Origin of the sequence: Dolichospermum sp. UHCC 0259 (assembly GCF_009711935.1) — a bacterium.
In the GTDB taxonomy this organism is placed as follows: domain Bacteria; phylum Cyanobacteriota; class Cyanobacteriia; order Cyanobacteriales; family Nostocaceae; genus Dolichospermum.
This window is the reverse complement of the sequence record NZ_VIKX01000032.1, coordinates 1-15,295: the sequence shown is the minus strand read 5'-3', so window position 1 is coordinate 15,295 and position 15,295 is coordinate 1. Positions and strand designations below refer to the sequence as shown.

Sequence of the window (15,295 nt, the reverse complement as noted above, 5' to 3'; positions counted from 1 at the left end):
TTTTCATCCTTGTCCTCGCAGGAGTTGTTTGACTGTTCCTACCAATTCAGTTGGTTGAAAAGGTTTAGCTATATAGGCATCTGCCCCTTGTTTCATTCCCCAATAGCGATCAAATTCTTCACCTTTAGAAGAACACATGACAACGGGAACATTTTGGGTTTTAGGGTCAGACTTTAATCGTCGGCAGAGTTCATATCCGTTCATGCGGGGCATGACAATATCCAAAACTACCAAGTCGGGAGGTGTGATTTGAATCGCTTCTAAAGCTTCTGCACCATCGCTGGCATGAGTAACTTTTAAGCCACTGGCTTTCAGCAGGTCTGTAATCATCTCCCTCTGGGCAATGCTGTCTTCAACAATGAGAATTGTGCTCATAAATGTCTATTTAGCCTCCTGATTTAGATTTTCCGTTGAGGAAAATAATTTGCTGTGCTGGCAAAGATTAACTGTATAAATTAAGTCTATTGTTTCACTACTTTACCGTATATGGCAGGGAGTTAAACAACTAAATTTTCTTCCTGTGATTACATCTTGTACCCTATCTTGTACTCAATCAACAAGTCTTATCTCCTATTTGCACACTTGTACAATAATCTAAACTGAGATATTGTTCTACCAGCATAAGCAATTCTTGATCTGTAAAGGGCTTAGTCAGATAATCGGTTGCCCCTACCATCCTGGCACGAACGCGATCTATAAACCCGTCTTTGCCAGTTAGCATAATAATTGGCACAGACCGAAATAATGTGGAGTGCCGTAACATGGCACAAATCTCGTAACCATCTAGTAGTGGCATGGTAATATCGCAGAGAATTAGATCTGGTTGGAGTTGAAAGACAAGACTCAGGGCTTGTAAGGGATGAGTGATGGAAATCGCTTCATAACCTTGCATTTTTAGGATAGATTCTATCGTCTCGCAAATCACTAGTGTATCTTCAATACATACTATCCGCCCTTTATGTTTTTTTGCTTCTAGGTTTTGTTTTTCTTTGCTAAGGTTATATGTGTCTGAGTATACTAATTGTAGCCAACCTTCTTGCACGTAAGGATATATAGCTTTTGCTAAAGTTAAAATATCACGGTTGAGATACCGAGCTAGTTGGCGTAGAGAAGTTTTTCCATCAGCCCATTTATGTAATTTTTTGACTGTATCTTCTGGTAATGAGGCACTTAATTTAGCCATATCGGCTAGAACGGGTAATTGTTCTGTAGATTGAATATGTGGGTATAATTGCTTCCATTCTTGCACTTGTTTAGTGATTTTGGCAACTAGCGGAGCAATTTCTAAGGTGGTTAATTGTGGGACTATTGCTGTCCCTAATTCAAAAATGAAACTGCCTTGGTGCAAGCTCAAGAGATCAAATAAAGTTTCTTGTACTACACCATAAATGATTGTTCGAGCAATTTTCGGAGTGATAATATTTTGCTCCAAGAGCGCCCAAATATACGCATATTCTGGAGAATTAGTGACTGCTAGAGATGCTAGTTGTTTAGATTCGAGCCGCCGTTCGACTCGGTAATGACGTAGGTAATCGTCAATCCGTGATAAGCTACTGTTATCTGCTTGGCAATAGATGATTTGACCGTTGAGAAAAAATACAAACCATGATTGTGGTGTATTTCCTACTCTTTGCCGATTTTTGAAGGTTTCTTCTCCACTGAGTTGGTGACTTGGATATGATGTGCGGGCTTCTACCCATAATTGTCCAGTCCGTTGTCCTAACTCAATAAGTTGGAGAATACTGCAAATATCAATCTCATTTAAGTTTCCCTGCATTTAGCTACAAAGCACTCCTTGATGTTTCAGTGTTATTAGTTGAGGGATTTTGACTATATGCTTCATACCTCGCAACAGCACAATTTTTATTTCTATTAGGTTACACTCAGTCTAAATTAATAAATAAAATTTCTGAGTCTCATAAATTTCTTAGTAGGCTTCTCCTGGATAGCTGTAAATGATTTCTGAATGATATTAAGTAATGTAAAGTAGCAATGCTTACTAAGTTTCAGGGAGAGTGGGCTATGTTTACCCTGGGTATAGTTCAAAGATTATGAAATTTAAGTAGGAGTTCTATATGTTCTCATGATGTTTCCCTGGGGTCAATGTTGTAAGATAGCGGTATCCACTCCAATGAGGTATACAAATTGGGTCAAAAGCCAAACAGCTAAAAATTTTTACTCCTGATTTTTAAGACTTGATAAATTCTGCGGTATTATGAGGCTAAAGACGGTGATTACACAGTAGTTATCCTCAAACTATTGGTTAAAAATATATAATTAGGAGGATAGTAAGAATGATTTTAATTAAGTGTCAGCAAGTATCAATATATATGATGTCTAAGAAAATAATTGTATCTTCTTCGTGCTGTTAGACTAATGTTGAATAAAACCAAGTTGACAGAATTATCTACGGTATATACTAGAACGCGGACACAAAGTACATCAAAAGGATTGACGGTGTGCTGTATTTAGCAGAAGTACAAAAACAGAAAGGTAGCTTACTTGGTGGCGCTGGCAAAAGCGAACTAAAATTGATTGCTTGTCAACGTAATGACCAGAATTGGAGTCCAGTCCCGGACGAAATGATTGCTGCTGATGAAGCAAGTAAATTGAATGATGGTGCATTGGTACTGGTGGATTTGAGTCCAAATCGTCAGGTACAGCGGATTCAAGATGCTGGTCGTCCATTGGTGAATATTTTGCAAAATTTTTCCCGACAGGTGGAAAAATTTAAACTCAAGGAGGAGGAAATTGATCAGTGGAAACAGTCGCTGAATCTCCAAATTCAGGAACTGAATCGTCGGGAAATGGAAATGGAATCCCGGTGGGACGAGGTACAAAAACTGGAGAATGATTCTAAACGGATAGATACACAACAACACTTGATTAACACGTCTCGCACGGAAGTTGAGCGTTTACGGGCGGAGGTTGAACGTAATCGGCGGGATTTAGAAGGTGCTTGGGAACACCTGCGCGTTGAGCAACGCTGTTTGGAGGAGATCAGATTAAATGTTCAACAGTCTCAATCTGTAGATAGTGAGCGCGTTCAGAAGTTAAGTGATCTGCTTAATCTTTTATCTGGTAAATCTGCTCCTATTGATATATTCAAGAAAAGTCTTAATTGCGCTTTTGAGTTTGCTGGTAAACAGCAGGATGCGTTGAACTTACATTGGCAAAAGTTAGAGATCCAACGTCATGCAGCTAATCAGCAGCAAAGGGAGGGAGAGGAATTGCTGCAAAGTTTTGGCGATCGCCAAAATGAATTGCAACAGCAACAGGATTCTCTAGCTCAAAAGATGACCCAGTTACAATCACAAGCAGCAATAGTTAATAGTAAACAGGAATTAACTGCCATGCTCAAACAGTATTTAGAAACTGAGGAGGAATTTTACCAAAAGCTGCATATTTTGGCGGCTAGGACTAGTGCTGAGGTGGCTAAACCGGAAGTTGATGTGACTGCTTTGCAACAAATGCCCCTGAAAGAATTGGAGAAAATGGTGCAAGACTGGCAGGAGAAGTTAGATCGAGATTCTAGCTTTGTGCAGGAACAGGAGCAGGAGCTTAAATACAAGCAAGAACTTATAGAAGAACTTCAACAAAAAATTGTTAATGCCACTGGGGAAGAACGGATAAATTTAGATTTAGAATTAGCTGACGAACAGGATCTTTATCAAATGCTGAACGAAAGTTTGGTGGGACAAAGACGCAATTTGATTGGGCAGCAAAAGACTCTCCAACAGAATCAGGTGGTATTGTGGCAAAGACAAGGGATTTCGGTGGAGATTAAGGGTGAATTTAGTGATTTAGAAGTATTGGTTTCCCAATTTGCCACAGAGAAACAGCGCAAAGCTGCGGAAATTGAGAAGCTAGAAAGTGATATAGCTTTGATGCTGATTACTATTGCAGCGGATCAGGTGGCTATTGATCATCAAACTCAGGATGTAGAAGTAAAGCGCCAGGAAGTTGATGCTATTGAGGAGCAATTACTGAATTTACGAACTGCAACTGCTGAGTGTTGGGGAAGAGTTAATCTTTATCAAGAAGCTCTGCAACCTATTCAGGATGAACTGGATAGGTTAAGGGAGCAATTGAAAAAGATTGGTGAATCTTTGACTCAAGTGCAAGAATTTGGGGATTCTCAGGTTCAGGTTGTTTTTGATCTGCGTGAGGTGATTGAGAGTTTTATAAATCTACCGGAGGTGGTGGTTTCTTAGAGGGTGTTTGAAAAGTCTAATTTATTACAACAAAAAAAGGGAACAGGGAACAGGGAACAACAGCCTTGGCGATTGGAAAGATGCCTCCGGCACGCTCCGCGAACACGGCTACACAGACAAAACCCACCTTCGTGGGTTAAATTCTGGTGGCGATCGCCTCTGCGGGCTGGGGGTATCATTGTTATTGAGAATATAATCGCCGGAAACGATTAATTGATGGTAATCCAGTCACCTTGGACTATGGCTGTTGAACCTCCGGGGAAAGGATCTGTTTGGGAACGATTGGGGGCTGTGATTAGGGCTGTGAGTTTGTCAATGTGTTCAAAGTTGGGTGCATGGGGAAGTATTTCTTGGAGGATCTGACGCATGACTCGACGTTGAACTGCTAGGGGTGCTTTTTGTAATGTTCGCCTGTTGATTTGTAAATTATCTTGATCACCCTTTGCTGAGGCTTCTAGCCGCCACTGAAGGGCTGTTTGTTCTAGAAATTCTACCTCTGCTTGGAGGAGTTCTGCTGTTTGGGCTAGGTTGGCTTCTACTTGGGGGTTAAAATTGTCTTTGAGATATGGAATTAGTTGTTGACGAATGCGGTTGCGGGGATGTTTGAGGTTTTGATTGGTGGAGTCTTCCCATATTGGTAAGTTAAATTTTTGGCAAAACTGTTCTGTTTGGGAACGGGTGATTTCTAGGAGTGGACGGATAAGGGTAATATTTTCGGTGAGTGGACGTTGCCAAGTTAAGGCTTGCAAACCGTCTGTGCCAGTACCACGAATTAAATTGTATAGTAAGGTTTCGGCGCGATCGCTGGCGGTATGTCCGGTAATAATATATTGATAGTTATAACATTGGGCAATTTTTGTTAAGGCTTGATATCGCCAATTTCTGGCTGTGGCTTCACTTTTGACGGGTTGATTGGCTGTTTCTAAATAAAAGGGTGTGTGCCAAGTTTTTGCTAAATTGGCGACGTGGTAGGCATTTGCTTGGGAGTCTTCACGCCAACAATGATCACAATGAGCTATGGCTATGTTCCATTCCCATTTGGGTTGTAAGTCTAATAGTAATTTAATTAAACATAGGGAATCTTGTCCACCGGATACTGCAACTAATAGATGTTGTTTGGGTGGGAGTAGATTACGATCGCGGATGGTACGATGTATTTGGGCGTGGAGGGGTGTCCATGTCATGAGAGTTTTTAATATGTTTATTTTGCCTGTCCGCATCTGCCATTTTTTACAGGTGCTGTGTCAAAATCAACTTATACATGAAGAAGTGCTAAAATTATATAAATTACAATTGCAAACTTGATTATGAGCGTCTTAATACCTGATGATATTCTCCGAGCCAGCAAAATGACGGAAGGTGAACTAAAATTAGAAGTCGCTATTATGCTTTATCAGCAAGGAAAAATTAGTAGCGGTAAAGTTCGTGCTTGGACTGGACTCACAGTAATTGAGTTTCAACATCAACTTGCATTACGGGGACTTTGTATCAATTACGATGTAGAGGATTTTCAATCAGATGTAAAAACCCTAGAATCAATGGGGTTATTGTGATTATTGTCAGTGATACATCACCAATTACTAATTTAGCAGCAATCAATCAGCTAGACTTACTCCAAAAACTTTACACTGAGATTGTTATCCCCACAGCCGGTTATCATGAAATGGTCAGGGCAGGTAAAATTGTTCCTGGCGCTGTAGAGGTACAAACTTTACCTTGGATTCAAAAACAGGCTGTTGCAGATCCTCAAAGAGTCATCTGGATTCAAGAAACCCCGATTTGTAGGGGTTTAGCACTGCTAAACCCTTACAGAATTAAGCCGTGTTGAGTATAGCAAATGTCTATTAAGTCAGATGTTTTGGAAATATTGTAAATATCTAACTTTTGGTAGATGTCAAGTTTTTTTATACTTCATATCATCATTTTGCCATAGTTACTTACAAAAACCAGTTTAATTTTATAACATATACACTTACTAACGGTGCGATCGCATCTTCAATACCTCCTCTCTTGCTCCTAGTTTTGTGAAGTTATGTTACGAATTAGTGTTAAATTTGGAAAAAACACTGCTTAACAGTGATGGAAATACGAGGGGGTAATTACTAGGTTGTGCTTTGCGATCACTAAATTCAAACCCCATGCGATCGCTCATCCTACCTGTGGAAAAGGCGATCGCAATCTCAAACTCATAGTATCGCTCATCCTAATTCTGGAAAGGGCGATTGCATCTTCAATATCGAGTCTGTTAGTTCCGATTTGTAAAGTTTTTAGGAAGCAGGAAAGATTTCCGTAAAATCATTGCTAAATGCTGATGGAATATAAAGTCTTTGCGGAAGCAAGAGCGATGAGTAGAGCAAATATGTATTTAAATAAAACTTATTAAACGAACCTGCATAAAAATGAACTGACAAGACGTTACGGAGTCCTTATGGTTCATTACAGGCACTGCCATTCCTATGTCATCCCACTCAGGGAAGATTTATCAAATTTTAAATATCTATCTTGCGATAGATGCCAGAATTTATTTATACTTGATACCATACCCACGTCTGATTATTTAGAAAAATATTTCTTTTATTTTATTACATTACATCCAATCTCCTCGCTAACAGTTTGACTGCTGAGAGCTAAATAATTCTCATTTCATAAGCATCAAAACTTATGCAGATTGAGGCAATACTGTTCAGTTTCCAAAAATTAGGAGCATATATCATGGCTAACAACTTCATCTGGATTATTAGTTAATATCACAGGTTATAGTGGTACACTTCCCGCACTAAGAGCCATTTCTGTTAATAGCTTTTTTGTTTAAGTATGACCTCTGTTCAATCAGAACTTGAACATAAAATCATCATAAAACAAACACAACTTAATCATTACTAAGATACGAGTTCAGATTTCTGAGTTTATAGTGAAATCACCAACCTTGTTTAGGAAGTTTTACCTTTTTCATTATCCACATCATCAATTATTTATTTAACAGGAGCAAAACCATGACTACTACCACCACTACACAAAATCTCTACAACGAACTCATCAAACTGACTGATAACGCCGAGCAAATCAAAGCTTTACTCAAAGTCCTACCTGGACAATCTTACTCTGAAGACGATCTTCGGAAAATTATCAATGATCAAAAAGACGAAGCCTTCCAGCAATTTAAGTCCTTAGAAACAAAATTAGAACTCAATCAAAAGGCCATTGAACTGACCATTGCACAACTCAATCCATCTTTACAAAGTTTATCAAATAACGAAACATCATTGAAAACCAGGGGTGATGAACTTAATGTGTTAAACCAATCAAAGGGAGAGTTGACAGCAGAAGTATTCGTTTTAAACGACGCAAAAATCCAATCTGTAATTTATTTCAATGGTGAGATTGGTAAGGTTAATAGCAATATAGCCGCAGAAAATAATCGTTATGAAATAACGGCTCTTTTCACAAGTTCCAATAACCCTGCTAAGGATTTATTACAGTCTTCTAGTGAAATAGCAGGGATTATTACCCGTTTTGGTAATGCTGTAACTAGCTTGAATACACGAAAAACTGAACTTAATACTCAACGCCCAACAGGTTACAATACAAAAATACAGATCATTAACGATTTTGTTGCCAAATTTAATACTGCTACGACTCAATTAAACACCCTAAAAACCTATTCGTCTTCCTATGAATCTTTGATAAATTCAGGAGGAATCACCCCTAGCGAAGTCAATGAAATCAATAATATTCTGTCTGCGGCTCAGAGTGTTTATAGCCAATTGGCAAGTAGTTATGACCTTCTTGTCACCAAAATGGTAGAGCAAATAAATTTATATGCCGATCCAAACAAGCGTGACAGGTCAATTGACGTAAGTAACCATATTGGTCCATACATAAAAGATCCTAGCTACGATGATCAAGGTGGTAAAGGAACTCTGTTGATATATCAGGTGAATGCTGAAATTAGCCGTGATAAATTAACTGAAGTTCGGACAAATATCACTGGCTTGCGTGATAAGGCATGGACACCTTATGTTAATTTAATTTCAACTTTGAATGCTCAGATAACGACTTTAGAAAACAGTCGAAATGTCAAGGATTCTGAGTATCAAAACAAAATTACCAGTAAATATAGTGATATCGCTCAAAGAGACAATGCTATTATTGGCAAACAAGGAGAAATAAACACTGTTAACAGTAGCATTTCAACGATTATTGGTCATATTAATCCCGACAAACAAAAACTTCTAGAGTTGTTAAAAGAGAATACAACTTTAGTAAAAGAATGGAAAGCCTTATTACGCAATGAAAGTCACTACTTTTTAGATAATGCTGAACTCCTAATTTATGAAGATTTATATACCGATTGGGAGAAACTCGCAGATAATGTTACTGAGCCTTTTTTGAATAAACTACAGTCGTTTAATAGTAATTATTTGGGAGATTTACAAGCTCCAATTGAAGAATATCAAGAGGATTTGGAAGCTGGTATTGTTTGGGCAAAAAATCGGCAAGAGACTATTGAATTTATCGGTAATAACAGCAAAGTAGTTTTTGATCAATTGCTCCAAGAATTTCGAGCAACTCCTTCTCAAAATAGCAACTTGCCACTTGGAAAATTTGCTGATAATTTGCAAAAAATTCAAGAAAGGCGCGATAACTTGTTGACTTCTTATGATGATTTAAACCGACAAATTACTCAAGTAAATTCATGGTTAAATGAAGCCAAAGCGACTTTGCTTAGTCCAGCTAATTCAACTGATTCAAGTCGTTTACAGCGATATATTCAACAATTAGAATTTACCCAAAAGCGTCTTTCTTTGGTTACCAATGCTATAGCTGAAATTGATCCTATCAAAGAAAATTTCACTGAAGAAATTAATCATCTAAAAAGTCTTTGGGGTCAAATAAACTCTGACTTTCTTGGATTGGTTAATGAGGGCAAGAACAAGGTAAATCTGGATAATCAACTTCAGAGTAAAAAAAGTAGTCTTATTACTTTGGAAGGTGATTTAGCTAAGTTGGATGAAGAAAAGATAAATCTTGTCACTAAAGCATCTTATCTACAGGGACAGCTTGATGCGACATCTAGTAAGATAGTCACTTTAAGTAATCAGTTAACTTCGGCAAAATCTGCTTTACCTAGCATAGATTATTCAGTAACTTATTGGCAAGGTGAAGTTAATCGTATCAGAACAACTGACGGTGGCTTTTTTAAATGGGACACTCAACTAAATAAGCTCGTTACTAGAGACGATAGAATCGCAAATTATAGTAATGCTGTTTCTAATTTACTCAAATTTAATAATGATTTGACTGCTCAAAAAAGTCTGATTACACAATATGAGCGGGAAATTTATAACTCTAGCTTTTACCAGACAGATTTAGCAAGTCAACTTCAATCCACGAATAATCGCATAGCTGAGTTAACAAATACGTTAATTCCCAATAAAAATAGTGAAATCAGTAGCAATACATCGCAAATCAATAGCTTGGGAACAGATATTACAAAATCTGCTCAAGCTTTATTGAACCTATCCAATGTCTTTTTCCAAAAACTTGCAACGCTGAAAGGGGAATTTAACGATATTGATGTTTCGTTGACTTCTCAAGCATCATTGGGTGAGTCGTTATTAAGTTTGGGATTGTTAGTTACGGAGCAAGATATTAATTTCTTCACAGAAATTATCGAGCCAGCAGTTGGTAAATTTTATGGCGAAATTAATGGAGGAAACACTCTTCTCAACTCGCTTAATCCTTCCCTTGATAGTTTACGAAATACAGTCAATGGCACAAGTATTAATGATGCTCCTAAGTTAGTTCAGGAGTTTATCAAGAATTTTCAACAACTTCTGACAAATCAAAAATCAGAGCTTGGTACATACATTAACAAGCAATATCCTGAAGTTATCACTGATTTTGATAAAGCTCATAAGGAAGCACAGAAAGAAGTTGAAGAAATTCAATTTGATTATCGTCTTCGTAGTCTTATTCAACAGGAGAATCTTGCAGAAGTTATTGAGACGATTCAAAGTCGTATTAATATTGCTCAAAAGGCTGATCTTGTAACTGGTAATGGTCAAATTTCCCGCTCCAATGTCATGGATTTAAAAATAGTTATCCATGATGAAGTGATTGAAGATATTGAAAAGCAAAAAACAATTCTCAAGGAGGTTGATCAAGCAAACAAATACATTGATGGAAATTTGACAAAATTGGCAGAAAGTTCGCAGGAACTCTTCAAAGCATTTGAATTTAAACTACCAAAAACTTTGGGTGATTATCTACGAGCTAGTGGCGATTTGGATGCAAAAATTGTCATCCAAACTGTTTTAGATCAACGTCTAGTTGCGATTAATAATAGTGTTACTTCTGTTAAAAATGCGATCGCTTCATTTAAGGAAAAAATTAGCTCTCAGAACAGCTTAAATGACAAAATTGCTGGCATTAGTAAAGAATTAGCATTTTCCGATCAAGCTCTGGCATTTGTTCAGATTCAAGAATTACTAGAAAAAGACAATTTGAGTGTTGATAATTTAACCAAAGGAATCACTCAATTAACTAGCTTTATCCAGAATTTAATCACTACTGCAAATCTTGATAGCGCGACTGTTCAAAGTCTTAATAATGCCAAACAAAGTATTCAACAACTTACATCGTTAAGTACAGAACTTTCCAATTTTGAAAGTGAAAATAGTGAACTTGAAGCACAATTAATTGAGATAAGTGAAAAAGAAGTCGCTTTGCTAGAAGCAGCAATTTTGTACAAAGCTCGTAGCAATGAAGAAGCTACAATTAGTCAAAAAGAGGGAATAAAAGTAGAAGATAATGTAACAATTAAAGATTTAATTGTTAGTGGAGAAATTAACACTAAAAATTTGGAAAATCGTTATTTCCTCAGTCCACAAGCGGGAACATGGCAGGAAATTCAAGATTTTGCTAAATCTGTTGAAGGAAATCTGGTCACTATTAATGGGCTTAAAGAACAACAATTTTTAAAACGGATTTTTGGTCTTAATGCTAATGGTACGGCAAATAATCAAGCTAACTATTGGATTGGCTATAATGACAAGGATAAAGAAGGTAAATGGCAGTGGGTTGATGGTCAAGTTGATGATTTTCAAAACTGGAGCGATCGCACTAATGGCAATGGCAAAGACTATGCCTTTATGAATCAGTTTGGTCTATGGAAAGCGGCTAATAATCAAGAAAAATTCCAAGGGATTATTGAACTTGATTTTAATGCTACTACGGTTGAACGTTTGCAGATTGAAAAACAACTCCAACAGGCTGATGATAATTTTAAAACTTCACTTGAAAAAAGTCAGAATTATCAATCTATTGTTAGTGCGATCGCCACAGTCGAAACTTCCTTTACAAAAGCGTTAAATATCGCTGGAATTAGTCAATTAACCACTGCTGAACTCTTAACAGAAATTCGTCAAAACTACCGCGAAAGTCAACAAACCTTAAATGAATTAGAAAGCGATATTAATTGGCGACAAGCCTCTGCTAATGCTCATTTCAAAACAGCAGAGTTTTATCAATCAGTGGCTGCTGAATATCTGCAAAAACATAATGATCTAAAACAAAAATTTGCCAACCAGCTTGGTGTGGTAATTCCTGATGGAGAGAGATGGACAGAAACCCGTGAAACTTTTACTAGGGGTTTATTAGGTAAAAAGTCAGTTTCAGTGGAAATTACTCATATCAATACCCACTGGCTGTATTATGAAAAATTCACTGCACAATCAAAAGATGCTCGTCAACAAGCATTGGAAATATTGGGACAACCAAGTACAAATTCTACTTCGACAGCAGTTGCTAGTGATTTATTAAGCCAACGCAACAAAGCCATCACTATTAATCAATTGTGGGGACAAGCTAATCAACAAGCCGATGTTTTAGAAGGTTTATTAGAGCAATTAAAATCCAGCATTAATCGGATTAATATTGCTAATAAACAAACACCAGAATATCAACAAGCAGTTAATCAATTTGAATTGCTTTTACCCACTTTAAACACTCAACTTACTAACGCTCAGGTAAAAACAGAAAATGCCTATAACAGCGTGAAACAGCAGTGGGATACTTTCAAAAATAGTGTCGGTGAATTACAAAAAGTTTACGACGAAGTGATTCCTTTAAAAGCTGAATATCGCGGACAAAATCTGGCTATTCTCAGTGATATTGACACTTCCCGTGAGTGGGTTACTCTCAAATATCAAAGTTTAGAAGTTGAGTTAGAAAGCGTAAGTGTAGTCAAAAATCAACTAAATGATTTCCTCCAGGCTGGAAATAATAGTTCAATTAACTCAATTACCCAAAATCTTCTCAAAGATGCTTTAAACTATCTTAAATACAATGAAAGTATTTTACAAGACCGTCTGGAGGCACTTAACGAACACAGAGAAGCATTAGATGCACAGGAGAAGTTCTTATTACAAGAGCTAGAGTTAATTGACGCTTATTTTGATAATGGTGGTAAAGAATTTACGCTATTAAATCAGCAATTGGATCGAGCAAAAACAACTTTACGAGATTTACAAAGTTTTGCTGAAGATGCCTTAGATAGCAGTACGGTTTTAACCCAAAACCTCAATCAATTTTCCGTTTATCTCAATAGTCTGAATGATGAACACCTGAAAGCAGTTCAAGATTCCCATGAAACTTTACAGGATTTAATCGCTAACTTCAATGACCGCAAGGATTCTTTTGAAGAAGCCAAAGAATCCTTAGATGAAATTAACGATAAATCTCCAGAAATAATTAAACTGCTGGAGAAAATGGTTGCAAATGGCGAAATTCGTGCTACACAACTTTTAGAAACGGCAAAATTACGCGGTTTAGCAGTAGCCGCTGACATTTATTTCCAAGATTTTAGTGATTTAATGACGGATACTGGAAACTTTTGGAGTGGTGGTATTGCGACGGAAGCAGACCGTAAATTGGCTAATTATTTCCGTAAAACACTTATGGAAAATCGTGCTTTAAAACGGGAATCTGAAGCCAATGCAGACTATGCTGGAACGGTTATCAAACACGCAGAAGGACAAAAAACATTAATTGAAAGTGAAATTCAACAAGCACAAATTGAATACAATAACTTATTGGCAACAATTGGTAATTTAGAACAAGCTAGTGATGTTCAACGTCAGACTCTTTATGAACTAGAAGCTCGCAAAGAAACCCTAGAAGCGTTACAAGAACCGACCCGAATCATCATCAATAACTTAATTCAAGTTCAAACATTAAATGCTGATTTGGCAAGGCTAGAACAGCAATACGCAGAGAGTTTCTCTCAGGAAATTAATGAATCTCTCCGAGAACAATTATACTTAGATGCTCTCGCTAAATCCTATCAGAAACAGCAGTTACTAACCAAGATTGAAGTTTATCAAAAACAAGATGCCTATTCTGCTTTACAAGACTCTTTGATTAAAATTGGACGTGAATTGGGACTAGAAATTAATCCCATCGTTGAAAGTACAAATCATAAAGCAGATATTATTGATTTGCAAGAGCAACTGAATAATTTGCAAATAAATCCTGAAATCCCTCAAGAATTACGTACTTTATTGGAGGAAGTAACTGGCAATATTGAAAGTGCGCTGCAAGGAGAAGAAGCAGCACAAATTGAAGAGCAATTATCGGTGGTGACTAATAAATTAGTTGAGCAAAATAAAACCTATCAACAGGAACTTAATCGACTTGTTGAAGAAGCACAAGACGATCAAGACTTACTAGATACCGCACAAACTAATTTAAAAACTGCTGTTGATCAACTACTAACTGCCATTGAAACCCGCAATGATTTCTTAGAAGATAAATCGGTTATTAGCAATGAGCTATTACAAATTTTTGCAGAAGTTCGTCTGGCTCAAAATGCAAATTCTATCTCTATAGAAACGGCTAAAAAAGCCAGAACGATGCTGAATGATGTCCTTGAACAACGTCAAGTTGAACGCGAAGCAAGACAGAAAACTTTTATTGACTTTTTCTTAGAAAGTCAAGGTACACTTTTAGCGATCGCTAGTGTAGTAGTAACAGCGGGGTCTTCTGCGGGATTAATTGCGCTTACCGATGCTGCTATTAAAAGCATTAAAATAGGTTTAGCAATTGCCAAAGCAGTTAATAATGCAGTGACAGCAGCTTACAAAGGAGACTGGTCTGGAGCATTATATAACGCCATAAATGCAGTCGCCATGTATGTGGGAGATATGAATATTTCATCTGCACTGAAAGACAATATTTCCCAGTTTCAATCCATTGTTGACTCAAGTTATAAAACCTTAAAATACGCCCAATCTGGGGATGCACTTGGGGCATTTATTGATGGCATTGGTGGCTTAACTTCTATGGCAATTGAGGGTTTTGATCTAGCAGGTAAAACTAGTCTGAGTGAAGATTTCATTAAAGAGTTTAAAAAAATACCTGGACTGGTTAACAATTCGATTCAAGCTATTCAAGAAGGAGATTGGTTAACAGCTTCTTCTAATATTTTCAACACAGTAATTGCCATCAGTTCAATGCGTTCTATTTCTGATGTTGAATCTGGAAAATTCGCTAAAAAGGTCAATATTATTGATGCCGTTGGAGATGTTGGTTTTAGTATTGCTAATGCCATTAAAGAATCTGATTTTACCAGATGGATAACAACAGTTGATGATGTTTTGCAGCGTCACGAATTTTTCAAAACAAGTCAGAAAGCTATCAACAAAAAAGTGTTGGAAACCCTGGCTTTTGAAACTGTAGAAACCGCCAAATTAAAGACTAATAATGGCGAACAAGATGTTGATTTCATAGCATTAAACGGTCAAGTTAATCCTAATAAACCAACCTATGTCATTGTTGGGGGATATCTTACAGATTCTGGTTCAGATTGGCTAACTGATACCAGTTTCCTATTACAAAAAAATGTTGGTGATGCCAATTTTGTTATTGTGGACTGGAGTGAGTTAACTGGGTCTTTTTTAACTCCTTTTGATGATGGGATTTATCGCGGAGCAGCAGAAAATACTAAATTGGTTGGTGAAGCATTAGAGGGTGTTTGAAAAGTCGGTGAGTGAGTAAAAAAGCTCTCCCAGTGTAAGCTG

7 protein-coding genes are annotated in these 15,295 nt (G+C 37.2%); 4 read left to right on the top strand and 3 right to left on the bottom strand.

What is annotated here, in order from left to right; translation table 11 throughout:
• Nucleotides 1-3: 3 nt before the first annotated feature.
• Together FJR05_RS03220 and FJR05_RS03215 are read right to left on the bottom strand one after the other, a co-directional pair.
• Nucleotides 4-375: a response regulator transcription factor gene (locus tag FJR05_RS03220; protein ID WP_168642787.1), complete on the bottom strand. Its 372-nt coding sequence runs from the start codon at nt 373-375 to the stop codon at nt 4-6.
• A 178-nt stretch (nt 376-553) separates the two neighbouring features.
• On the bottom strand, nt 554-1,777 hold the full coding sequence (locus tag FJR05_RS03215) for a response regulator (protein WP_168642786.1): 1,224 nt from the start codon (nt 1,775-1,777) through the stop codon (nt 554-556).
• A gap of 682 nt (nt 1,778-2,459) precedes the next feature.
• Here FJR05_RS03215 and hmpF point away from each other — a divergent pair.
• Nucleotides 2,460-4,214, top strand: coding sequence for a pilus motility taxis protein HmpF (hmpF, locus tag FJR05_RS03210; protein ID WP_168642785.1), 1,755 nt, complete (start codon nt 2,460-2,462; stop codon nt 4,212-4,214).
• A gap of 209 nt (nt 4,215-4,423) precedes the next feature.
• On the opposite strand, the gene tilS is transcribed toward hmpF, so the two are convergent.
• Nucleotides 4,424-5,398 (bottom strand): tRNA lysidine(34) synthetase TilS, encoded by a 975-nt coding sequence (tilS, locus tag FJR05_RS03205; RefSeq protein WP_168642784.1) that lies wholly within the window; start codon nt 5,396-5,398, stop codon nt 4,424-4,426.
• Between the two features lie 123 nt (nt 5,399-5,521).
• Here tilS and FJR05_RS03200 point away from each other — a divergent pair, with 123 nt between their 5' ends.
• The 3 genes from FJR05_RS03200 (at nt 5,522) to FJR05_RS03190 (ending at nt 15,253) form a co-directional block, all read left to right on the top strand.
• Nucleotides 5,522-5,767 (top strand): UPF0175 family protein, encoded by a 246-nt coding sequence (locus tag FJR05_RS03200; RefSeq protein WP_168642783.1) that lies wholly within the window; start codon nt 5,522-5,524, stop codon nt 5,765-5,767.
• A complete protein-coding gene (locus tag FJR05_RS03195; RefSeq protein WP_168642782.1) occupies nt 5,764-6,042 on the top strand; it encodes a hypothetical protein in 279 nt (92 codons plus the stop codon). The genes FJR05_RS03200 and FJR05_RS03195 overlap by 4 nt, the downstream gene beginning before the upstream one ends.
• A 1,165-nt stretch (nt 6,043-7,207) precedes the next feature.
• Entirely contained in the window at nt 7,208-15,253 is an 8,046-nt protein-coding gene (locus FJR05_RS03190) for a lectin-like protein (protein WP_168642781.1), read from the top strand.
• The last annotated feature ends 42 nt before the right edge of the window (nt 15,254-15,295 follow it).

Excerpts from the sequence above, each read along its gene's own strand:
- FJR05_RS03220 (WP_168642787.1), bottom strand. The coding sequence starts at position 375 with ATGAGCACAATTCTCATTGTTGAAGACAGCATTGCCCAGAGGGAGATG.
- FJR05_RS03215 (WP_168642786.1), bottom strand. The coding sequence starts at position 1,777 with ATGCAGGGAAACTTAAATGAGATTGATATTTGCAGTATTCTCCAACTT.
- tilS (WP_168642784.1), bottom strand. The coding sequence starts at position 5,398 with ATGACATGGACACCCCTCCACGCCCAAATACATCGTACCATCCGCGAT.
- FJR05_RS03200 (WP_168642783.1), top strand. The coding sequence starts at position 5,522 with ATGAGCGTCTTAATACCTGATGATATTCTCCGAGCCAGCAAAATGACG.
- FJR05_RS03190 (WP_168642781.1), top strand. The coding sequence starts at position 7,208 with ATGACTACTACCACCACTACACAAAATCTCTACAACGAACTCATCAAA.